The 21,043-nt window shown below is 67.6% G+C and carries 19 protein-coding genes; 13 read left to right on the forward strand and 6 right to left on the reverse strand.

Features of this window, described 5'->3' with window-relative positions:
• Nucleotides 1-34: 34 nt before the first annotated feature.
• Together ACSLUQ_RS11650 and mutL are read right to left on the reverse strand one after the other, a co-directional pair.
• Nucleotides 35-340 (reverse strand): hypothetical protein, encoded by a 306-nt coding sequence (locus tag ACSLUQ_RS11650; protein WP_461808628.1) that lies wholly within the window; start codon nucleotides 338-340, stop codon nucleotides 35-37.
• Between the two features lie 96 nt (nucleotides 341-436).
• A complete protein-coding gene (gene mutL, locus ACSLUQ_RS11655; protein ID WP_461808629.1) occupies nucleotides 437-2,320 on the reverse strand; it encodes a DNA mismatch repair endonuclease MutL in 1,884 nt (627 codons plus the stop codon).
• Between the two features lie 190 nt (nucleotides 2,321-2,510).
• Here mutL and ACSLUQ_RS11660 point away from each other — a divergent pair, with 190 nt between their 5' ends.
• Together ACSLUQ_RS11660 and ACSLUQ_RS11665 are read left to right on the forward strand one after the other, a co-directional pair.
• Complete coding sequence (locus ACSLUQ_RS11660) at nucleotides 2,511-3,941, forward strand: Nramp family divalent metal transporter (protein ID WP_461808630.1); 1,431 nt, start codon at nucleotides 2,511-2,513, stop codon at nucleotides 3,939-3,941.
• A gap of 120 nt (nucleotides 3,942-4,061) precedes the next feature.
• A complete protein-coding gene (locus tag ACSLUQ_RS11665; protein ID WP_417772363.1) occupies nucleotides 4,062-4,934 on the forward strand; it encodes a TIGR01459 family HAD-type hydrolase in 873 nt (290 codons plus the stop codon).
• Between the two features lie 159 nt (nucleotides 4,935-5,093).
• Here ACSLUQ_RS11665 and ACSLUQ_RS11670 read toward each other — a convergent pair whose 3' ends face one another.
• On the reverse strand, nucleotides 5,094-5,756 hold the full coding sequence (locus ACSLUQ_RS11670; RefSeq protein ID WP_417772362.1) for a protein phosphatase CheZ: 663 nt from the start codon (nucleotides 5,754-5,756) through the stop codon (nucleotides 5,094-5,096).
• Nucleotides 5,757-5,898: 142 nt separating this feature from the next.
• A complete protein-coding gene (locus tag ACSLUQ_RS11675; RefSeq protein ID WP_067220588.1) occupies nucleotides 5,899-6,282 on the reverse strand; it encodes a response regulator in 384 nt (127 codons plus the stop codon).
• Between the two features lie 238 nt (nucleotides 6,283-6,520).
• On the opposite strand from ACSLUQ_RS11675, the gene ACSLUQ_RS11680 reads away from it, so the two are divergent.
• From ACSLUQ_RS11680 to ACSLUQ_RS11710, 7 genes are all read left to right on the forward strand, one after another.
• Nucleotides 6,521-6,970 carry a MaoC family dehydratase gene (locus tag ACSLUQ_RS11680; RefSeq protein WP_417772361.1) on the forward strand — a complete coding sequence of 150 codons (450 nt, stop codon included), beginning with the start codon at nucleotides 6,521-6,523 and terminating at the stop codon, nucleotides 6,968-6,970.
• A gap of 182 nt (nucleotides 6,971-7,152) precedes the next feature.
• Nucleotides 7,153-8,154 (forward strand): bifunctional riboflavin kinase/FAD synthetase, encoded by a 1,002-nt coding sequence (locus ACSLUQ_RS11685; protein WP_461808631.1) that lies wholly within the window; start codon nucleotides 7,153-7,155, stop codon nucleotides 8,152-8,154.
• Nucleotides 8,151-9,104: a DMT family transporter gene (locus tag ACSLUQ_RS11690; RefSeq protein WP_417772359.1), complete on the forward strand. Its 954-nt coding sequence runs from the start codon at nucleotides 8,151-8,153 to the stop codon at nucleotides 9,102-9,104. Before ACSLUQ_RS11685 ends, ACSLUQ_RS11690 begins: the two co-directional genes overlap by 4 nt.
• A 31-nt stretch (nucleotides 9,105-9,135) precedes the next feature.
• Nucleotides 9,136-9,666, forward strand: coding sequence for a signal peptidase II (lspA, locus tag ACSLUQ_RS11695; RefSeq protein WP_417772358.1), 531 nt, complete (start codon nucleotides 9,136-9,138; stop codon nucleotides 9,664-9,666).
• 195 nt (nucleotides 9,667-9,861) lie between these two features.
• On the forward strand, nucleotides 9,862-10,590 hold the full coding sequence (locus ACSLUQ_RS11700; RefSeq protein ID WP_461808632.1) for a hypothetical protein: 729 nt from the start codon (nucleotides 9,862-9,864) through the stop codon (nucleotides 10,588-10,590).
• Nucleotides 10,591-10,857: 267 nt separating this feature from the next.
• Nucleotides 10,858-12,387, forward strand: coding sequence for a M16 family metallopeptidase (locus ACSLUQ_RS11705; protein ID WP_461808984.1), 1,530 nt, complete (start codon nucleotides 10,858-10,860; stop codon nucleotides 12,385-12,387).
• 44 nt (nucleotides 12,388-12,431) lie between these two features.
• A complete protein-coding gene (locus ACSLUQ_RS11710) occupies nucleotides 12,432-13,799 on the forward strand; it encodes a M16 family metallopeptidase (protein ID WP_417772356.1) in 1,368 nt (455 codons plus the stop codon).
• A gap of 266 nt (nucleotides 13,800-14,065) precedes the next feature.
• Here the strand turns inward: ACSLUQ_RS11710 and ACSLUQ_RS11715 are convergent, their stop codons facing one another.
• Nucleotides 14,066-15,673: an EAL domain-containing protein gene (locus ACSLUQ_RS11715; RefSeq protein WP_461808633.1), complete on the reverse strand. Its 1,608-nt coding sequence runs from the start codon at nucleotides 15,671-15,673 to the stop codon at nucleotides 14,066-14,068.
• 241 nt (nucleotides 15,674-15,914) lie between these two features.
• On the opposite strand from ACSLUQ_RS11715, the gene ACSLUQ_RS11720 reads away from it, so the two are divergent.
• From ACSLUQ_RS11720 to ACSLUQ_RS11730, 3 genes are all read left to right on the forward strand, one after another.
• On the forward strand, nucleotides 15,915-16,112 hold the full coding sequence (locus tag ACSLUQ_RS11720; protein ID WP_417772354.1) for a heavy-metal-associated domain-containing protein: 198 nt from the start codon (nucleotides 15,915-15,917) through the stop codon (nucleotides 16,110-16,112).
• A 332-nt stretch (nucleotides 16,113-16,444) separates the two neighbouring features.
• On the forward strand, nucleotides 16,445-17,962 hold the full coding sequence (locus ACSLUQ_RS11725) for a sigma 54-interacting transcriptional regulator (RefSeq protein ID WP_461808634.1): 1,518 nt from the start codon (nucleotides 16,445-16,447) through the stop codon (nucleotides 17,960-17,962).
• Between the two features lie 136 nt (nucleotides 17,963-18,098).
• On the forward strand, nucleotides 18,099-18,641 hold the full coding sequence (locus ACSLUQ_RS11730) for a hypothetical protein (RefSeq protein WP_461808635.1): 543 nt from the start codon (nucleotides 18,099-18,101) through the stop codon (nucleotides 18,639-18,641).
• Nucleotides 18,642-18,660: 19 nt separating this feature from the next.
• Here ACSLUQ_RS11730 and ACSLUQ_RS11735 read toward each other — a convergent pair whose 3' ends face one another.
• Nucleotides 18,661-20,325: a TadE/TadG family type IV pilus assembly protein gene (locus ACSLUQ_RS11735; protein WP_461808636.1), complete on the reverse strand. Its 1,665-nt coding sequence runs from the start codon at nucleotides 20,323-20,325 to the stop codon at nucleotides 18,661-18,663.
• Between the two features lie 288 nt (nucleotides 20,326-20,613).
• Here ACSLUQ_RS11735 and groES point away from each other — a divergent pair, with 288 nt between their 5' ends.
• A complete protein-coding gene (gene groES / locus ACSLUQ_RS11740) occupies nucleotides 20,614-20,901 on the forward strand; it encodes a co-chaperone GroES (RefSeq protein ID WP_417772350.1) in 288 nt (95 codons plus the stop codon).
• Nucleotides 20,902-21,043 lie beyond the last annotated feature (142 nt).

The raw sequence follows: 21,043 nt of genomic DNA on the forward strand, positions 1-21,043 counted from the left end.
CACGCAATCTTGGATTGCAACTCCCGAGCTCATCTCACCGGTTCAAGCAGGCTGACTGCGAAGCCCCGGGGAGCTGCGGAGGCTTTCGCCTGGGCCGGCTGCGGCGAAGGACGGCGGAAAAGGCGGGCGGCGCGCGGTCCTCGACCCATGTGAAGAGCGCGTCGAGGCGCATCTTCCGGCGCCGGTGGCCGCGCAGCCAGCGCAAGGCATGCCGGCTGGTGCCGAGAATGAGCACGAAGCCGCCGGCAAGCAGCGGCACGCCGGTCGGGATCGGCGTCCAGACGGTCAGCAGTCCGAGCAGGATGAGGACGACCGCGGCCGCCCAGACGAGAACCCTCATTGCGGCGTGCCCCGACCGTCCCGCGTTCGATCCCGCAGTTGAACATGATTTGCGCGACAGGCGGGTGACGCCGGGCCTTGCCCGGAAATGGCCGCGCTATTTGCGCCCGAACAGCCGCTCGATGTCGGAGAGTTTCAGTTCGATCCAGGTCGGGCGGCCGTGGTTGCACTGGCCGGAGTTGGGCGTCGCTTCCATCTCGCGCAGCAGCGCGTCCATTTCCTCGGGACGGAGCCTGCGCCCGGCGCGCACCGAGCCGTGACAGGCCATGGTGGCGGCGACATGGTCCAGCCGCTCGCGCACCCGCGTCGCCTCGTCCCATTCGGCGAGGTCGTCGGCGAGATCGCGCACCAGCCCTCGAATGTCGATCTGGCCGAGCATCGCCGGCGTTTCCCTGACCGCGATGGCGCCCGGTCCGAAGGGCTCCAGCACGAGTCCGACGGACGACAGCTCCTCCGCCCGTTCGGCCAGGCGGGCAACGTCTTCCTCCGGCAGCTCGACGATCTCCGGGATGAGCAGGCCCTGGGTCGCCACCGCGCGGGTGGCCAGAGCCTGCTTCAGCCGCTCGTAGACGAGCCGCTCGTGCGCGGCGTGCTGGTCGACGATGACAAGACCGGTCTCGGTCTGGGCGATGACATAGGTCTCGTGGATCTGGGCCCGCGCCGCGCCGAGTGGCCGAGCCATGCGCTCGGCGCTTGCGTCCTGCGCATGGGCGCGCGCATCCGCCGAGGGCAGATCGACGGCGGCGAAGGCGCTTTCGCCCTCCTCCGCAAGCCCTGGCGAAATGCCCGCCACCGCGTCCCCCTCGCCGGTTTGCCCGGCAAGCGGGCGGTAGGGCGAGTTGCGCCAGTCACCCGCCGCAAAGCCGCGCCCCGAGGGCATGGAGGAAGCAGGATGGCCGCCGCCGGTCGCCCCCGGTGCGCGCGTCTGCGCGCCACCCGTGGCGAAGGCGGCCAGCGCCGAGGCGGCATTGTGCGAGGAGGAGAGATGGCCCGCCTCGTGAAACGCCCGCTTCAGCGCGCCGACGACAAGGCCGCGCACAAGCTGGCCATCACGGAAGCGCACGTCGGCCTTGGCCGGATGCACGTTGACGTCGACCTGGCGCGGATCGAGTTCGATAAACAGCGCCACGACCGCGTGCCGGTCGCGGGCGAGCACGTCGGCATAGGCCCCGCGCAGCGCCGACATCAGCAGCTTGTCGCGCACCGGCCTGCCATTGACGAAGAAGAACTGGGAGAGCGAGTTGGCCCGATGATACGTCGGCAGCCCGGCGAGACCATAGAGCCGCACACCTTCGCGCTCGGCGTCGATCTCGCAGGAATTCTCGACGAATTCCTCGCCGAGAACCTGGGCGATGCGCGCCGCAAGCGCCCTCTCGCCGCTCGCCGCCGCATAGCCCAGCGCCTGCCGGTCCGAGCCGGAAAGCTCGAAGCGGACGCTGGGATGGGCAAGCGCCAGCCGCTTGACCACATCGGTGATCGCGCCGGCTTCCGCCCGGTCGGACTTCAGGAACTTGAGCCGCGCCGGCGTCGCGTAGAAGAGGTCGCGCACTTCCACCCGCGTGCCCAGGGGACGGCTGGCCGGGCGGAGCTGCGACTTGGCCCCGCCTTCCACGTCGATGGCCCAGGCATGGGGCTCCTGCGCATGGCGGGAGGTCAGCGTCAACCGCGACACGGCGCCGATGGACGGCAGCGCCTCGCCGCGAAAGCCGAGGCTGCGGATGTCGAAGAGATCCTCCTCGGAGAGCTTTGAGGTGCAGTGCCGCTCGACCGCGAGCGCAAGGTCGGCGGCGGCCATGCCGGCGCCGTCATCCTCGACGCGCATCAGCGTCTTGCCGCCTGCCGCCGTCACCACCGACACGCGCCGCGCGCCGGCATCGATGGCGTTCTCAACAAGTTCCTTGATCACGCTCGCCGGACGCTCGATCACCTCGCCGGCAGCGATCTGGTTGATCGCGTGATCGCTCAACTGCCGGATTGCCATTCCGCTCGCCACTCCGAATCGTCGCCCTCGTCCTGCGACAACATCCCCCGTTTGCCCGCCCGACGCCACCGCCGCGCGCGGGAAGCGCACAACGGCATTTGACAGATGCGCCGCAGTGCAATAACGCTATTGCATATCATTCGCAAAAGCCAGCCACACCGGCAAGCAAGCCCGCGAAGGCCAGATCCCCGTGAGCAATGGACCATCGGGAGAGCCGAACACCCCGGCCGCTCCCCGTTCCGCCACTTCCCGCCAGCCCGCCTCCCCGCCCACCACGGCCGATGAGAGCGGCTGGCGACGTTCCGGCAAGGGCGCGGCGCTTTCTGATGTTCACCGCAGCATCGCGGTGACCACCGCCAAGAGCCGCATGCGCCGCTTCGCCGCCTTTGTCGGCCCCGGCTATCTGGTCGCCGTCGGCTACATGGACCCGGGCAACTGGGCGACCTCCATCGCCGGCGGCTCGGCCTTCGGCTACCAGCTTCTCGTCGTCGCGCTGGTCTCCAACATCATGGCGATCGTGCTGCAGTCGCTGTGCGCGCGACTGGCCATCGCCACCGGCCGCGATCTCGCGCAGGCCTGCCGCGACGCCTATCCCGGCTGGGTGGTGTGGCCGCTGTGGCTGCTTGCCGAGATCGCCATCATCGCGACCGACATCGCCGAGGTCGTCGGCACCGCCATCGGCCTCAACCTCATCTTCGGCCTGCCGCTGGAAATCGGCGTCATTGTCACCGCGCTCGACGTGTTCCTGATCCTCTATCTGCAGCGCCTCGGCTTCCGCTATCTGGAGGCGGTGGTGATCGCGCTGCTGGCGGTGATCAGTATCTGCTTCGCGGTCGAGATCGGGCTGGCGGATCCGGACTGGGGCGCTGTCATCCGCGGTTTCGCGCCAACGACCGACATCCTCTCCAACCCGGACATGCTCTATCTGGCGCTCGGCATTCTCGGCGCCACGGTGATGCCGCACAATCTCTACCTGCATTCGGCGGTGGTGCAGACGCGCGCCTGGGGGGCCGGGGAGCCGGAGCGTCGCGAGGCGCTGCGCTTCGCCACGCTGGACGCCACCATCGCCCTGATGCTGGCGCTCGCCATCAACGCCTCGATCCTGATCCTCGCGGCCGCCGTCTTTCACGCCAGCGGGCGCACCGACGTGACCGATATCAGCCAGGCGCAGACGCTGCTCGAGCCCCTGCTCGGTTCCGCCGCCGCGCCCATCCTCTTCGGCGTGGCGCTGCTGGCCAGCGGGCTCAACTCGACGGTAACGGCAACGCTCGCCGGACAGGCGGTGATGGAGGGGTTCATCAACATCAAGGTGAAGGCCTGGCTGCGACGGCTGGTGACGCGGGCCATCGCCATTCTGCCCGCCTCCGGCGTCATCCTGTTGTATGGCGAGGCCGAGACGGGACGGCTGCTCATCCTGACCCAGGTGGTGCTGAGCCTGCAGCTCTCCTTCGCCGTGGTGCCTCTGGTGCAGTTCACCTCCGACCGGCGCAAGATGGGCTTTCTGGTCGCCCCGCGCTGGCTGATAGGGAGCGCCTGGCTGATCGCGCTCATCATCATCGCGCTCAACGTCAAGCTCGTCGCCGACTTCATCCTGCCCGGCGGCTCCCCGCCCCTGCACTGACGAGCCGGCCGGCGGGCGGGTCTTTTGCTTTCAGGAAAGGGCGTCTATGGTCGCCGCCGACTGGCCGGCGGCATGCCGGCAGCCCGCCATGACCGGATTTCCAGCCCGAGAGAGCCTTCGATGCCGTCTTCCACCCCGCTTCTGGTTCCAGGCCTTTCGGCCCTCGCCCCGTCCTATGGCGCCGTCCTGTGCGACGTCTGGGGGGTGCTGCACAATGGTGTCGCCGCCTTCGGGCCGGCATGCGAGGCGCTGACGGCGTTTCGCCGCGAGACCGGTGGCCCGGTGGTGCTGATCACCAACGCCCCGCGCCCGAACGCGCCGGTGCGCCTGCAGCTTGCCGAACTGGGCGTACCGACCTCCGCCTTCGACGACATTGTCACGTCCGGTGACGTGACGCGCGGCGCCATCGAGGCGCTCGACGGCGCGCCGGTTTTGCACATCGGCCCGGAACGCGACCTGACGCTGTTCGAGGGCCTGAAGGCCCCGCTGTCCGGCGAGGACGGCGCAGAGGCGGTGGTGTGCACCGGCCTTGTCGACGACGAGCAGGAGACGCCAGAGACCTACCGGCCGCTGTTCGAGCGGCTGATCGCGCGCGACATTCCCTTCATCTGCGCCAATCCGGATATCGTCGTGGAGCGCGGCGACACGCTGATCTGGTGCGCCGGCGCACTCGCCAGGCTTTATGAGGACATGGGCGGCCGGGTCACCATCGTCGGCAAACCACATGCACCGATCTATGAGGCCGCCATCGCCCGGGCCGAGGCGGCGGCCGGGCGCAAGCTGGAACGCTCGGCGATCCTGGCCATCGGCGACGGGCTGCCGACCGACATTCGCGGCGCGGTCGCCAACCGGCTCGACGCGCTGTTCATCACCGACGGCATCCATGGCGCCGACTTCGGTCCCGCCGGCCAGCCCGACGAGGCGCTGGTGCGTGCCCGGCTGAAAGAAGAAGGGCTCACCGCCCGCGCCGCCGTTCCGCGCCTCGCCTGGTAGGCCGCGCGCAACCACGACACGAACGAAAAAGAGGCCGGAACCTTTCGGCTCCGGCCTCCTTCAGGTCGCCGGCCACTCGCGGGGTCGCGGGCCAGGACGAAACGGCATCTCTTGTTGCGGATGCCGAACCATGGCGCGTCGGCTGTCGCCGCTGCGCCCTCAGTCGAAAAGCTTGTCGATCTCGTCCTGCGAGTCGCCCGACATCATGCTGTCGATGTCGTCCTGCGACACGCCCTCGCCATCGTGCTGGGGGCCGTGCAGGATCAGATCGCGCTTGCGCCGCTCCTCCGCCGTCTCCTCGCTCGGGGCATCGTCGTTCTCGGCGATGCGCAGGCGTTCGACGAAGGCCGAGACGCGACGGTCGATGGAATTCAGGGTGCTGACGACCTTTGAGATCCGCTGTCCGGTAATATCCTGGAACGCGCAGGCCTCGAAGATGGCGATCATCTTGTCGTTGACGAGATCCCGGTAGTCCTGCTCCGACAGGGCGTCGGCGCTCATGATCGTCTCGGCGGCGCCCATGATCGTATGGGTCGCCTGTTCCGTCGACTCGACGATCGCGTCGAGCTCGCGGCCGGCGTCCGGGATCTGGTTCGCCTTCATGTCATGCGGGCGCAGCTTGACGATCTCGTCCTTGAGGCGTCCGATCTCACCGGCGATCGCCGTCAGCTCGGCGGTGATCGTCGGCTGCACGCCGGCAAGAAACTCGCGCATCGACCCGGTCATCATGTCGGCCAGGTGAATCACGTCGTTCAGTGTGACGTCGCGGTCCCGGTTCTCCTCCAGAAACTGGATAAGACCGGCGACGTCCTCTTTCGTCATTGCACCCATGACTGCCCCGTTATCATTATTGTCCCGGCCCAAAACAGGCCGCAGGCACCCGTTGGCGTGCCGCGGGAACGGCCGCCATGCTGCCGGCCCGCAGGCCGGCATCACACGGAAAGAAATCAACGATTGCCGATCGTCAGTCGGAGAAGACCGCCTCGATCTTGCCCTTCAGCGTCTGTGCGTTGAACGGCTTCACGATGTAGTTGTTCACGCCAGCCTTCTTGGCCGCGATCACGTTCTCCGTCTTGGATTCCGCCGTTACCATGATGAACGGCGTCTTGCAGAGACCGGCATCGGCGCGGACCTGCTTGAGCAGTTCGTAGCCGGTCATCGGCTCCATGTTCCAGTCGGAAATCACAAGCCCGTAGCGGCGCTGCTTCATCTTCTCGAGCGCCTCGGTACCGTCGGCGGCATCGTCGATGTCCTCGAACCCGAGTTGCTTCAGCAGGTTACGAATGATGCGGATCATCGTCTTGTAATCGTCCACCACGAGGACCGGCATCTGAACATCGAGGGCCATTGTCTACTCCATACTGTCAATCTGCCCGACCCGTTATGAACGGGCGCTTGATGCTTCCTGTTTCCAGGAGGACGACACGTTTTCTTTGTGTCTCTGCCTCCCCACGCTGCCTTACTGTAGCCCGCGCCCCTGAAAACTCCGTTAATGCGCAGGTTCAGATGCAGTGAATGGATTGTTGCACTGCACACAGGAAGCCAATAGCCTCCGAGGCTCGCTCAAACTACGGAGGGAATGTCCTGTGCTGGCCTTGCGCACACTCTATTTCGAAGACCTGTCGGTGGGTGACAGCGAGACTCTGACGAAGCACGTAAGCTCTTCAGACGTTGTCGGTTTTGCCGAGGTCTCGGGGGATCGAAACCCCATCCATCTCTCGGAGCATTTCGCCGCCAACACCCCCTTCCGGACCCGCATCGCACACGGGCTCTACACCGCCAGTCTGATCTCCGCGCTGCTCGGCACACGGCTGCCCGGACCGGGCGCCATTTACCTTTCGCAAACCCTGAACTTTCGTGCCCCGGTGAGAATCGGCGATGACGTGGTCGTCACGGTGACGGTCGCGGAGCTCACGGAGCGGGGCCACCGCGCCCGTCTCGACTGCCTCTGCCGGGTCGGCGAAACCATCGTCCTGGAGGGCGAGGCGACCGTCAAGGTTCCGACCCGCGCCGAGGCCTCGGAGGAGCACGACTGAGTTTCATCGGTGCGGCCCGTCGCGCTTGACGTTTTCCGACCGAATGGGCAGGGTCCGCCGGCACCCGCCGCCATCCGGCCGCGGGACGGGTGCGCCGGCATCGCGCGAAGTCGCCATCCGGCGAATCCGGCCGGTTTCCTGCCCTGCCGGCGCCAGCCGGTGCCAGTACCGGTCCGCCGTCCATGTCAGAGCCTGCCCCGACCAGCTTCTCCCTCGTCACCGACTTCGACGCCTTTCCCGAGGCGTTGCGTGGCGGCGTCGTCGCGATCGGCAATTTCGACGGGGTTCACCGCGGCCACCGCGCGGTGCTCGACGCCGCCCTTGCGGTCGCCCACGGCAAGGGCCTGCCTGCCTACGCGCTCACCTTCGAGCCGCATCCCAGGTCCGTCTTCGCGCCGGATCGGCCCGTCTTTCGCCTGACGCCAGCCGACGCCAAGGCCCGGATCGCACGGGCTTGCGGGCTCGACGGCATCGTCACCGCCCCCTTCACCCGCGCCTTCGCCTCCATTGAGGCGGAGGATTTCGTCGCCCGCATCCTCAAGGACAAGATGGGCATCGTCCACGCGGTGACCGGCTACGACTTCCATTTCGGCCGCGCCCGGCGCGGCACGCCGGATTTCCTCGTCGCCTCCGGCCAGGCCGAGGGCTTCGGCGTCACCATCGTGCGCGCGGAAACCGACGAGGGCGGCGAGGCCGTCTCCTCGAGCCGCATCCGCGCGGCCCTTGCCGAGGGCGACGTGGCGCTCGCCAACGCGCTTCTGGGCTATCGCTGGTTCTTCGAGGCCGACGTCACCCATGGCGACAAGCGCGGGCGCGACCTTGGCTATCCGACGGCGAATCTGGCCCTGCCTCCCGAGACCGGGCTGGCGCACGGGATCTACGCCGTGCGCGCCGAAATCGGAGGTATCTGGCACGATGGCGTTGCAAGCTTCGGCCGCCGTCCGACCTTCGACAATGGCGCGCCGCTCTTCGAGGTGCATCTTCTCGACTTTTCCGGCGACCTCTACGACCAGCGCATGCGGGTCGTGGTCGCCGGCCACCTGCGCCCCGAACTGCGGTTCGACAGCGCCGAGGCGCTCGTCGCCCAGATGGACCGCGACAGCGCCGAGGCGCGCGCCCTGCTCGCCAGCCTGACGCCGCTCTCCGCACTCGACCTCTCCCTCAACGGCGGGCCGGGACAATGAGCGTCCAGGGGCCAGAGATCCCGGCGGCCACGGTGATGCGCGGCATCGTGCTGATGTCGGCGGCCATGCTGCTCGTTCCGCTGATGGATGTGACGGCAAAATACCTCACCGCCACGCTGCCGCCGCTGCAGATCACCCTTGGCCGCTTCGCCTTCCAGATGCTCTTCGCGCTGGCGACGGCGGCAATCGGGCCGGGCGTTGCCGTACTGAAGGCGCCGAACATCTGGCCGCACCTGCTGCGCGGCGTGTTCCTGTCGGGCGCCTCGGTGTGCTTCTTCACCGCCATCGCCATCATGCCGGTGGCCGATGCCATCGCCATCTTCTTCATCGAGCCGATGATCCTGACCGCACTCTCGGCCGTCGTGCTGCGCGAGCCGGTCGGACCGCGACGCTGGGCGGCGGTGGCCGTCGGCCTCGTCGGCGCGATCATCATCATCCGGCCGGGCTTCGCCACCTTCGGGGCAACGGCCCTGCTGCCGCTCGCCACGGCGCTGCTGTTCGCCCTCTACCTGATGATCACCCGCCAGTTGTCCGGCTCCGGCGGCATGCTCTGCGTGCAGTTCACCGCGGGCCTTGCCGGCACGGTGGTGCTCGGCGTCGCCTTCATCGCGGCCAACATCGCGGGCTACGCGCCGGCGATGGCGGTCACGCCACGGCTGCCCGACTGGGGACTGCTGGCAACCGTCGGGGCGCTTTCGTTCTTCGCCCACGGGCTGATCGTCAAGGCGTTCGCGGCCGCGCCCGCCTCCGTGCTGGCGCCCTTCAACTATCTCGAGATCATCAGCGCGACGCTGTTCGGCTATCTCGTCTTCGGCGATTTCCCCGACGGGCCGACCTGGATCGGCATCGCGCTTATCGTCGGCAGCGGCATCTACATCGCCCATCGCGAGAGCCGCCGCAGCCAGGAAGAGCTCGCCGCCCGGATCAACCGCACCGGTCCGCCCGACTGACCGCGCCCGGGATCGCGCCAACGAGGTTGTCATGACGTCTTCCGCCCCCCCCTCTCCCCTGCTGTGGGGCCGCAACAGCGGCCTCGTGCTGGCCGTCTCCCTTGTCGGCATGGCGATCGACCAGGCCTTCAAGCTGTGGATGCTCGACGGTTTCGACATCGCCGGACGCGGACGGGTCGTCCTCACCCCGTTCCTCGATCTGGTGATGGTCTGGAACTACGGCATTTCCTACGGGCTCTTCCAGCAGGACGGCGATCTCGGGCGCTGGCTGCTTGTCGGCGTCACCGCGCTCGTCACCGTGGTTTTCTGGGTCTGGGGCGCGCGCAGCGAGCGGCGGCTGCAGGCGCTGGGGCTCGCGCTCGTCATTTCCGGCGCGCTCGGCAACGGCATCGACCGGATAGCCTATGGCGCGGTGGCCGACTTCTTCCATTTCCACGTCGGGACGTTCTCCTGGTACGTCTTCAACCTGGCGGATGTCTGGATCGTTGCCGGTGCGGCGCTGCTCATGTATGACAGTTTCCGCGGCAGCCCTAATGATGCCGCAAATCGGCCCTCTGAGTAGCGCGCGGATGCCTGTTGGCAGCCCGCCGGCTGGCTTTTGCATGCTTTGCCACCCCCGGCCGAAGGGCGCTCCGGCGAGACCGGGCCCGCCAGCACGGGGCCGGCAAGCAGGGAGCTGGCAAGAACGGGGGCCGACAAGACAGGAAGCCTCGTTTTCGGGACTTCGGACCCAACCTTCGGACCAAGGATAGTCGCAGTGCCGCGTCGTTCACTTTCCCTGACCCGTTCCCTCCGGCCCGCCTCGCGGCGCGGAGCGCTTGCGGCAATCGCCGTGGCAACGCTCACGCTCGCCGGTTGCCAGTCGGGTTCCGACGGTTTCAGCGACGGCACGACCAACGACGAGGCGCCCGACGTTTCGATGGTGCGCTCGCTGATGGAAGGTCTGGGCGCGGTCGACGCCAAGACCAACAAGAAGATCGAATACACGCCCCGCGCGCCGCTGGCGATGCCGACCACGGTCGACAATCTGCCGCCGCCGGAGGAAAAGGAAGTCGTCGCCAACTGGCCCGAGGCCAATGACGCCGAATTCAAGAAGATCCAGGACGTCTACCGGGACAAAAACCCCGACCGTCTCGAGGATGCCGGCCGAAGCAACGCGGTACAGTCGCGCGGTATCAAGCAACTCGCCAACGGCGGCTCCGACCGCAACATCGCGGCCGAGATCAAGCAGGAAAACCGTCTTGAGAGCGGGCGCCTGAAGCCCAGCGAGCTGAACCAGCGCGTCGGCATCACCAAGCAGGACACCGCCGTTCTGGACGCCAACGGACAGCCCGTGCGCCGGTACCTGATCGAGCCGCCGACCGAATACTCCAAGCCCTCCGACGCCGCGCCGATGCGCGCGCCGGAGAAGATGGAGCAGGACAAGCCGCGCCTCTCCACCACGGAACAGCTCATGGACGGCAAGTCGGCGCGCACGCTCAAGTAGGCGCGCGCCCGCGAAGCCGAACGTGGACGGCGGGGCCTCGCCTGTCGCCGACCGCTTGCGCATGCCCGCATTCCGGCCGGATCGGCCGCCCGCCGCCCGGTCCAACCTTACGAAAAGTTCACGGGGCAAAGCAGCCCTTCCGGCCTATATCTCTCATCACCGCACCGCGCCGGCGAGCTTTGCCGGAGCCGTGCTCCCGTCCGGCGCCCCCGCGCCGCAAACCGGAGAGCGTTCGTGCCGAATACAGTCCCCTTCTCCCCTTCCGACATGTCGCAGGACAGCCGCGCGCCGGCCGCCCCGCCGAGACGCCGTCGCTTTCGCCTTGCGCGCGCGCTGGCCGTGGCCGCGCTGCCGCTGGCACTTGGCGGCGGGCTCCTCGCCGCACCGGCCGTGCGCGCCGAGACCGCGCAGGCCGCCGACGCGGCCGCCTTCGCCAATATCCGCATCGGCGGCGAGCTGTCGCATTTCACCCTCGACAACGGGCTCGAGGTTCTCGTCATCCCGGATCACCGCGCCCCGGTGGCCACCCATATGATCTGGTACAAGGTCGGTGCGGCGGATGAGCCCGCCGGCATGTCCGGCATCGCCCATTTCCTCGAGCATCTGATGTTCAAGGGCACCAAGGCGCATCCGGACGGAGCCTTCTCCAAGCGCGTGGCCGCAATCGGCGGCGAGGAAAACGCCTTCACCTCCGACGACTACACGGCCTATTTCCAGCGGGTCGCCAAGGAGCATCTCGCCGAGATGATGGCGCTCGAAGCCGATCGCATGGAGAACCTCGTTCTGACCGACGAGGTGGTGACGCCCGAGCGCGAGGTGGTGAAGGAAGAGCGGCGCATGCGCGTCGACAGCGACCCTTCATCGCTGCTGGGCGAGACGCTCGACGCCATGCTCTACGTCAACCACCCCTATGGCACGCCGGTGATCGGCTGGCCGGACGAGATCACGGCGCTGTCGCGCGACGATGCGATCACCTTCTACAACCGCTTCTACACGCCGAACAACGCCGTGCTGGTGGTTGCAGGCGACGTCACCGCCGACGAGGTGCGCAAGCTTGCCGAGGAGACCTATGGCAAGGTTGCCCGCCGCGCGGAGCCCGGCGCGCGCATCCGGCCCGAGCCGCAGCAGCTTCGCGGCGCACTGCAGGTCAGCCTTGCCGACCCGCGCGTCAACCAGCCAAGCCTGCGCCAGGCGTGGCTGGTGCCAAGCTACACCTCGGCGATCCGCGCCGACGCGGAGAACGGTGCCCGCACCGCCGCATCCCTCGATGTCCTCTCGGAAGTTCTTGGCGGCGGCAGCACCAGCCGGCTCTACAAGACGCTGGTGATCGACAAGGGCATCGCCTCCTCCGCCGGCGGCTGGTACCAGTCGAGCGCGCTCGACGAGACCCAGTTCGCCATCTACGCCGTGCCCGCCGACGGGGCGAAGATGGAGGATGTGGCCGCGGCCGCGGACGAGGCCATCGCCACGCTGGTGCGCGACGGCATCACCGAGGAGGAACTGGAACGGGCCAAGACCTCGCTGCTGTCCAGCGCGCTCTATGCCCAGGACAGCCAGACGAGCCTTGCCCGCATCTTTGGCGTGGCGCTCACCACCGGCTCGAGTGTCGAGGCGGTGCGCGACTGGCCGGCGCTGATCGGCTCGATCACCGCCGCCGACGTGCAGAAGGCCGCCGCCGACCATCTCGCCCATGAGCCCGTCACCGCCTATCTGCGCCGCGACCCGTCGGCCGGTGCCTCGGCGGCTTCCGCCGGCGACGCATCGGGCGTCCCCGCGCCGACGACGGTGGCGCGATGAGCGCCCCCCGCCACGCCCCCGCATCCAATCCGGAGAGACCCCTCATGGGACGTATCGCAGCCGGCCGCCGGACGCTCCAGGCCTCATGGCGCGGCACCGCCGTCGCCGCTCTCGCCTTGCTGAGCGTCGTCGCCACGCCGTTTTCGGCAGAGGCGATGGACATCCAGACCGTTGAGACGCCGGGCGGGCTTACCGCCTGGCTGGTCGAGGACCACACGGTTCCCATCGTTGCCGTCAACTTCGCCTTCGACGGCGGCTCGACGCAGGATCCCGACGGCAAGGAAGGGCTTGCCAACCTGCTGTCGGCAACGCTCGACGAAGGTGCCGGCGATCTCGATTCCCAGGCCTTCCAGACCAGGCTGCAGGACCTGTCGGTGCGCATCGGCTTCGATGCCGGCCGCGATTCCTTCTACGGTTCGCTGCGCACCCTGTCGCCCAACACGGACGAGGCCTTCGACCTGCTGCGCATGGCCGTCAACGAGCCGCGCTTCGACGAGGAGGCGGTCGGGCGGATGAAGCGCCAGATCGTTTCCGGCCTGCGCCGCCAGGCGACCGACCCGGATGCCATTGCCTCCTGGACCTCCGCCGAGCTCGCCTTCCCCGGCCATCCCTACGGCCGGCGCAGCGACGGCACGGAGGAGACCGTCACCCCGCTCGCGCCGCAGGACCTGAAGGACCTGCGCGCCCGGCTGTTTGCCCGCACGGGCCTGAAGATCGCCGTGGTCGGGGCCATCGACGCCAAACATCTGGCGACGCTGCTCGACACGGTGTTTGCCGGCCTTCCCGAGACCGGCGACCTCACGCCTGTCGCGGACGTGACGCCGAAGACGGACATCGAGAAGGCGGTTGCGCTCGACGTGCCGCAAACCTCGATCCGCGTCATCCTGCCGGGACTGAAGCGCGAGGATCCGGACTTCATCCCGGCCTTCGTCATGAACCACATTCTCGGCGGCGGCAGTTTCTCGTCCTGGCTCTATGAGGAAGTGCGCGAGAAGCGCGGCCTGGCCTATTCGGTCGGCTCCTATCTGATCGACTACGCCCATGCGGGGATGCTGATCGCAGCCACCGGCACCCGCTCCGAGCGGGCCGGCGAGACGCTGGAGATCATCGGTCAGGAGTTCGCGCGCATGGCGGCCAAGGGACCGAGCGCGGAAGAGCTGGCCAAGGCGAAGGCCTATCTGACCGGATCCTACCCGCTGCGCTTCGACACGTCGGACAAGATCGCCAACCAGCTTCTCGGCCTGCAGATCGAGGGGCTCGGCAAGGACTATATCGAAACGCGCAACAGCCTCATCGAGGCGGTGACGCTCGAGGACATCGCAAGGGTCCGCCAGCGGTTGCTTTCCGATGCCAAGCCGATCGTCGTCACCGTCGGCCAGACCGACGCAGCGGAAGCCGCGGCCGCGCAATAGCCAGACCAAGCGACGACAACGCAACGACAAGGGGAGGCCCGGGCGCCTCCCCTTTTTTTATGCACACCCGCTATCGCCGAAAGGGCCGAACGCGGCCACGCCCCTCTCCCCGTCTCTCGCCCCTGCCAACAAACACAGCTTCGGGCGCGGAGAGCGGGAGCGGCGCGCGCGCTGCATCTTCGCAGCGCCAACGAAGCCCGCAAGCACGGCGCATAGCAACCATGCCATCGCGCCTCCGGGGTGCGGGGCGTTGTGTAGAAGGAAGGTTATTCCGCAGCGCGACGGGAGGCCGGACCGCGCGACACGGCGGCTGCGGAGCGGCCGGCGGGCTGGAGCACTTCCGGGCGCACCGGGCGCGGCGCGGAGAAGAGATAGCCCTGGCCGATGCGCACATCGAGGTCGAGAATATCGAGAACCTGCGACTCCGTCTCGATATGGTCGACAACGAGTTCCATCGCGTAGCGGCGCAAGAGGTCGCCGAGATCGGCGGGATGGATATGGCTTGCCTGCATCCGCTCAGTGCCGAGCAACCGGCCGGCATGCAGCTTCAGGAAGCGGAAGCCACGGTCTGACAGGCCCTTGAAGTCCATCCGCAGGTCCTCGACCCGGTCGATGGAGAAGCGGTAGCCAAGTTCGAACAGCGCCGCGAGGCTCTCGTGTTCCAGAGCGCCCATCTCGGCGACATCGGCCTGGGTGAACTCGAAGGTGAGCATCCCCGAAAACGCCTCGTTGGCCCTGAGGAAATCGAGGAAGCCGGGGAAGAAGCGCTCGTCCGCCAGCGTCTGGATCGACAGGTTGACGAAGAGGCCGGACTTGCGGTTGCGGCTCGACAGGCGGCGCAGCACCTGGATCGAGCGCAGCAGCATCAGGTTGTCGATCGCCGGCATCAGCCGCGACCGCACGGCCTCGTCGATGAAGTCGACCGGCTCCAGCAGGTTGTCATCGGCATCGCGAATGCGGGTCAGCGCCTCGTACTCGCGCACCTGGCGCTGCGGCAGGGTAACGAGCGGCTGGAGATAGAGGTCGACGCGGTTGGCGTCGAGCGCCTCCTCGATCACCCGGCGCATCTGCGGATCGGAGGGACGCGCGCGCGGTGCACCGGCGCCCGGACGCGGGCCCGGCGCATGGGCGACCGGCATGCGGTCTTCGGCGGCCGGCGCGGGGGCGGGTCGGCGCATGGCGGGATCCGGCTGCACCGGCGGCGCGGCACGGGAGGGCTCGCGCGGCGGCTGCCGGTAGGCGGCCTCCTCATAGGCCGGCTCGGGCTGGTGCTGCGGCTGCGGGGGAGCGAAGTCGGACTGATAGGGAGCCTGGCCGTAGCCGCCGAAATCCTGAGGTTCGGGCTGGTGGCGGGCCGGCGCGGGCTGCCGCTGCTGCTGCGGAGGCGGCGGGCTGTTGTAGCCGAGCGCGCGCGGGGTGTCCTCGTAGCGGGCATAGCGCTCGGGCGGCGGAGGCGGCTCGAGCTGACGGCTGTCCTGCTCGTCGATGCGCTCCTCCATGCCGGCCATGGCCTCTGCCATCTGCTTGATCAGGCTGCCGAGCACCTCGACCTCGGCGAAGAGCGGGTCGATCTCCTCGCGGGTGCGGCGCGGCAGGTTGGTCTCCATGCCGGACAGACGTCCCTCGAGATTGCCGATGTCCTCGTCGACCTCGAGCACGCGTTCCTCGAGCGCGGCCACCTTGCGGGTGACCTCGCCGCGTTCGCGTTGACGGGAGAAGACGAGATGCAGAACGACCATGGTGCACATGGACGCGAGCCCGAGCGAAAGCGCTTCGCCGAACGGCCGGGCGAACTGGAACATCATGATCGCCACCGCCGAGGCGGAGATCACCCCCATGCAGAGGACTATGAAGACGTTTGTCGCCCTTGCCATACCCATCCGGCCATACTCGAGGACTAGCCGAAGCCGAATCAACGATACCCTTTATAGGGCATGAATACGATGATTCTTGCCAATCTCCAGCCCCCGCCGGACCGTGGCGGCCTTTCGGGCACAACAAAGACCGGCTCGGCGGATCGCCTGTCGGCCTCCCCTTGACCTTCCATCTGCTGGAAGCACCATATAACCGGTCGGAAGCCCGCCCGCATGGGGCGGCGAAGACGGAGATTGCGAGATGATCGAGTTGAAGGTCGAAGGCATGGCCTGCGAGGGCTGCGTCAAGTCCGTGACGAAGGCGGTGACCGCCGCCGATCCTGGCGCGACGGTCGAGATCGACCTGGCGAGCGGCGTGACCCGCGTATCGGGCAGCGCGCCGCGCCAACGCCTTGTCGAGGCGATCGAGGCGGCCGGCTACGACGTCGAGGCCGCCTGAGGTCCGTCTGAGGTCCGCCAGGCCAGGGCCGCGCGGCGCCGCACAGGTTAACGCCGGAACGCCATTCGTTAACTTCGCCGCCTCCCGGCAGGCGACGACACGCGCCGCGCCGGCCCCTCGGCGCGGCTTTTTTGCCGCCGCAACGCTCCCCAACCCCCGGTTTCCGTCGCGGCTTTGCCGATTTGCGGTGCAAATACGCCGGCAAACGGCGTCGGTCACCATTCGTTAACCACAATGGCAACACTTTGTTTACCATGTCGGAGGAAGATTCTCCCCGGCAAATCAAATCGATGCCGCTTCTGGCGGCACAGCAGCAAGGGGGACGCCACAGCATGGAATCCATGCCTGGCGATGAGGGACAGATCAGACTGGCCGTGCTGGATGGCGACGGGGCGACGCGCAAGCTCGCCGGCTCGATCGCCGATGCCATGGACCATGCCTGTGCCACGCCTGTGACCTACCACAGTTTCGAGCCCTTTTACGCGGCCAACACCCAGGTGCGACCGGACGTGATGATCGTCGACCTGGAGACGTTGGGACAGGACGGTTTCCTGTCGCGTCTCGCCGCCGCCCAGCCGCAGGCGATGTTGATGGCGGTCAGCGCGCGGGAATCCCTGACCCGCAGCCTCTCGGCGATGGAGGCCGGCGCCCATGACGTCATCGCCTTCCCGGCGAACCCCAGGGCGGTCGCAGAGAAGATCGACCGCTTCCTGATCCAGAACACCCGCGGCCAGCGCGATCCCGGCAGTCGCCGCATGCGCACGCCGAGACCACGCGACACCGCCCAGGCGGAGGCCGGAGACGGCGGGCGCTCGGCCCAGCAAGCGACGCCGCCCGCGGCGACCTTCACCTTCGAGCGTTTCGTCGGCGGGTCGGCCCGCATGCGCGAGGTCTACGACCAGATCCGCCGCATCGCGCCTTCCACCGCGCCCGTGTTCGTCACCGGAGAATCCGGTTCCGGCAAGGATCTTTGCGCCAGCGCCATCCACATGCGCTCGCAACGCAACGACGCCCCCTTCATCGCCCTCAATTGCGCCGCGGTTCCGGCCGAGACGATGGAAAGCGAGATCTTCGGCCATGCCCGCGATGCCTTCGCCGGGGCGCGCGAGGATCGTGCCGGCGCGGCTGAGCTTGCCGACGGCGGCACGCTGTTTCTTGACGAGGTCGGCGAACTCGATGTCTCGCTTCAGTCGAAGCTGCTGCGCTTTGTCCAGACCGGACTGATCCAGCGGCGCGGCGAGACCCGCCTGCGCTCGGTCGACGTGCGCATCGTCTGCGCCACAAACCGCGACCCGCAGAGCGAAATCGCCGCCGGACGCTTCCGCGAGGACCTGTTCTACCGGCTGCATGTGCTGCCGATCCGCATGCCGGCCCTGCGCGACCGGCGCGAGGACATCCTGCCGCTGGCCGAGAGCTTCCTCGCCCGCTACGCCACCGAGGAACAGCGCGGCTTCACCGAGATTGCGCCCTGCGCCGGTGAGCGGCTGCTCACCCACGACTGGCCGGGCAACGTCCGCCAGCTCGAGAACGCCATTCGCCAGGCCGTGGTGATGAACGACGGCACGCGGCTGTTGTCGCAGATGCTGCCCGCCTTCCTGTCGGGCGAGGGCCTGTCGGTCCGCCTCGAGACGCCACGCGGCGTGCAGCCGCGCCGGCTGATCGAGATCGAGCCGCTCTGGGCCCAGGAGAAGCGCATCATCGAGAGCGCCCTCGACGCCTTCGACGGCAACATCGCCAAGGCGGCGGCGGCGCTTGAGATCAGCCCGTCGACCATTTACCGCAAGCGCCAGTCGTGGAGCGGGCGGGGAGATGAAACGGCGATGGCTGGCTTTACCGGTTTCGCCGGATAACCTTGTCGCACATCCCCGCCCGGTCTATACGGGCGCTGCGAAAATGCGGTTTCACCGCACGTCGCGGACCAGATCAGGGCGGGGGCTTAGGATGACGAGAACAGGGATTTGCGGCGGCAGGACCCCAGGCGGAGCCATGCGGCATCTTCTTGCAGGCGTGGCGCTGCTGACGGTGGGCGCAACCTGCGCGGCCGCCCAGGACACGGCCACGGTGCCGCCCGCCCTCGCCTCCGCCTATGAGCGGCTCGATGCGGCCTGGGCCGAAGCGCCGCTCGGCTTCACCGCCGCCACCTTCGTTTCCGGCGATGTCACGGGCTACGGCCAGTATACGCCGCGCGCCGACGCGGTCTTTGCCGCCGGCGAGCCTCTCGTCGTCTACGCGGAACCGGTGGGCTTCGGCCATGCGGCGACCGACGACGGTTTCCGCGTGGCGCTTGCCGCCGACTACGAGATCCTCAACCCCTCGGGTCAGGTGCTTGCCAGCCAGTCCGGCTTCGCCGAACTCGGGGCCAGCGCCCGCGTGAAGATCCGCGAGTTCCACACCACGCTGCGTTTTGCGTTCGAGGGATTGCGTCCGGGCGACTACCGCCTGGTGACCCGGCTGCGCGACACGGCCAGCGACAAGACCGGCAGCTTCGTCCTGCCCTTCACCGTGAAGGCCGCCACGCAGGCGAACTGACGCGGCGGCGGACTGTCCTCTATCGGCTCAGGCGCAGGCGGGTGATTTCGTTGGCGATGCGCTTGAACGCATCGACGAGATCGCCGTTCGACTGGGCATCGAAGGCCATGGCCGAGGTGGTTGCGCAATTGCGCAGCAGCGTGACCGTGTTCTGGTCGCGGATCTGGAAGGCGATCGTATAGATCTGCACTCCGTCCTTCTTGGCGTTCGAGCAGGTCAGCGCGACGCGCTCGTCCATCTTGTTTGGGATCGACCAGGACGTGTTCACACCGGGCCCGAGACGCTCCTCCGTGCCGTAGCCATAGGCTTCCGGCTGGGTGTTGTTGGGCGAATTCTGCTGACCATAGGTGTTGTCGCCATCGGTCATGATGATGAGGATGCGGACATATTCCGTATCCTCCTCTTCCTTCTCCGGATCCCGGGCCGAGGTGAAGGGTGCCTGCGGCGTCAGCAGGCGCCAGCCCCACACAGCACCCTGATGGATGTTGGTGTTGCCGTCGGCGTTCATGCTGTTGATGGCGTTGAGCACCGAGGACTTGTTGTTGGTCAGGTCCGTCAGTTCCTGGGTGCGGCAATTGTAATTGGGGCCGCGGCTCCAGCTCGTGCCGTAGTTCCGCGTTTGCCTGCGATACTTGCACAACCGCTTCTGCGCGTATTCCCAGCGCTCCATGCCCTCGCGCCAGTAGACGTCGCGCACGCGGCTGTCGCAAGAGCCGTCGTCATCGTACAGATAGCTGTTGGAGAAATAGTCGTACCAGCCGGCATTGGAGTCGTCCGGCTCGTCGGGCGCGAATTGCGGGACATAGAGCGTCGCCGGGTTGGACGCGGTCGGCGCCGTGTCATCCACGTCATAGGGCATCGGCCGGGACTCCACGCAGCCGCGCCAACTGGTGTACTTGAGCTGCTTGTAGAGACTGAAGCGGCTTGGCTGTCCGTTGATCAGCGCGTCACGATCGAACTCGGCCGGGTCCGGCGTGCCGTTCGGCCGGGTTTCGAAGTTCTTCCAGTGGATCGGCGACTTGCCTTCCCTGTCCATCCAGGTCGCGTCTTGGTTCGCGGGACCGATGTTGACGAAGGAGGTGAAGGGCACGAGCCCGATCTTGACCCGGTCCTTGCGGTCGCTCTCCTCGTTGATGGCGAACAGGGTCTTGGTCAGATCCGTCGCCGCGCTCTTCAGCGTCGACATCTTGCTGCCGCGCATGGAGCCGGAATTGTCGAGCACCATCGCCACGTCAAAGACCGCCTTGCCGACCACGGTCTGCGAGTTGACCTCGACATCGAGCGCCGACAGCCCGAGCAGGCCGCCGAACTTGGTCGGGACGCTCGTCTTGGCGGTGACGCTGACCGTTCCCTTCTCGACGGAGACGAGAAGCTCGGGGGCAACCCCGTCGGGATCCTTGTAGATGGAGTTGAAATAGGCTTCCGCCCGTTCGCGGATCTTGGCGTCGGACAGGCCGTTGCTGTCGTAGTTCGCCGCCAGCGCCGTCGCGTCCACCGCCTGCTGCAGGCCGATCTTGACGGTGTAGCCGCGCGAAAAGTCGACGCCCGCTCCGACAATCATGATCATCAGCCCCGCCGCGATGGCAAAGGGAATGACGATGTTGCCGCGCCTGTCGCGGACGAAGCCGGCAAGGCGCGCGCGGATTCCGCTCTGGCGGGGGGCGTCGGAAGGGGGTCTTTTCATGGCGCCGACGGTATCCCCGTCAGGTTTCGAATTCCTTGCACGGACCGTGCATTTCGAAGGCTTTCGAGGGCTTGGGAAAAACTCGACGCTGAGTCATTGACAGCCGCCGGGGCCCATCCTACATCAAGCTCGCTGTTAGCACTCTCATCAACAGAGTGCCAACGTGGTCCGCGGCTTCCGTCGTCGGATCCGCAATGCCGGCGGGGGACAGGCGCTCTCCTGACCCATGCATGGCGCGGAACGCGGCGGAGGAAGTACCACGCTGGCCGGGAAAGGAAAGAGCACAACATGAAATTCCGCCCTTTGCATGATCGCGTCGTTGTCCGCCGCGTCGATTCCGAGGCCAAGACCGCCGGTGGCATCATCATTCCGGACACCGCCAAGGAGAAGCCGCAGGAAGGCGAAGTCGTCGCCGTCGGCCCCGGCGCGCGCAAGGAAAACGGCGACCTCGTCGCTCTCGACGTGAAGGCTGGCGATCGCGTCCTGTTCGGCAAGTGGTCCGGCACCGAGGTCAAGATCGACGGTGAAGACCTGCTGATCATGAAGGAAAGCGACATCATGGGCGTTGTCGGCTGATACCGACGCACCTTCCCTGATCTGCCCCATGCCGGGGCGCTTGCGGGGGCCGAAGACAGGCGGATGGCGAAAGCCGGTTCCGCCCCGGCCCTGAAAACGGGACGCCGAACCTCGTCGTCCGCCGCAAGCCGCGCCCCACGGG

Source organism: Stappia sp. ICDLI1TA098, from assembly GCF_054880955.1.

Bases quoted from the DNA above. Each gene is read 5' to 3' on its own strand.
- mutL (WP_461808629.1), bottom strand. From the start codon at position 2,320: ATGGCAATCCGGCAGTTGAGCGATCACGCGATCAACCAGATCGCTGCC.
- ACSLUQ_RS11725 (WP_461808634.1), top strand. From the start codon at position 16,445: ATGGAATCCATGCCTGGCGATGAGGGACAGATCAGACTGGCCGTGCTG.
- ACSLUQ_RS11690 (WP_417772359.1), top strand. From the start codon at position 8,151: ATGAGCGTCCAGGGGCCAGAGATCCCGGCGGCCACGGTGATGCGCGGC.
- ACSLUQ_RS11685 (WP_461808631.1), top strand. From the start codon at position 7,153: ATGTCAGAGCCTGCCCCGACCAGCTTCTCCCTCGTCACCGACTTCGAC.
- ACSLUQ_RS11730 (WP_461808635.1), top strand. From the start codon at position 18,099: ATGCGGCATCTTCTTGCAGGCGTGGCGCTGCTGACGGTGGGCGCAACC.
- lspA (WP_417772358.1), top strand. From the start codon at position 9,136: ATGACGTCTTCCGCCCCCCCCTCTCCCCTGCTGTGGGGCCGCAACAGC.
- groES (WP_417772350.1), top strand. From the start codon at position 20,614: ATGAAATTCCGCCCTTTGCATGATCGCGTCGTTGTCCGCCGCGTCGAT.
- ACSLUQ_RS11650 (WP_461808628.1), bottom strand. From the start codon at position 340: ATGAGGGTTCTCGTCTGGGCGGCCGCGGTCGTCCTCATCCTGCTCGGA.
- ACSLUQ_RS11735 (WP_461808636.1), bottom strand. From the start codon at position 20,325: ATGAAAAGACCCCCTTCCGACGCCCCCCGCCAGAGCGGAATCCGCGCG.
- ACSLUQ_RS11675 (WP_067220588.1), bottom strand. From the start codon at position 6,282: ATGGCCCTCGATGTTCAGATGCCGGTCCTCGTGGTGGACGATTACAAG.
- ACSLUQ_RS11710 (WP_417772356.1), top strand. From the start codon at position 12,432: ATGGGACGTATCGCAGCCGGCCGCCGGACGCTCCAGGCCTCATGGCGC.
- ACSLUQ_RS11705 (WP_461808984.1), top strand. From the start codon at position 10,858: ATGTCGCAGGACAGCCGCGCGCCGGCCGCCCCGCCGAGACGCCGTCGC.
- ACSLUQ_RS11715 (WP_461808633.1), bottom strand. From the start codon at position 15,673: ATGGCAAGGGCGACAAACGTCTTCATAGTCCTCTGCATGGGGGTGATC.
- ACSLUQ_RS11665 (WP_417772363.1), top strand. From the start codon at position 4,062: ATGCCGTCTTCCACCCCGCTTCTGGTTCCAGGCCTTTCGGCCCTCGCC.
- ACSLUQ_RS11670 (WP_417772362.1), bottom strand. From the start codon at position 5,756: ATGACGAAAGAGGACGTCGCCGGTCTTATCCAGTTTCTGGAGGAGAAC.
- ACSLUQ_RS11720 (WP_417772354.1), top strand. From the start codon at position 15,915: ATGATCGAGTTGAAGGTCGAAGGCATGGCCTGCGAGGGCTGCGTCAAG.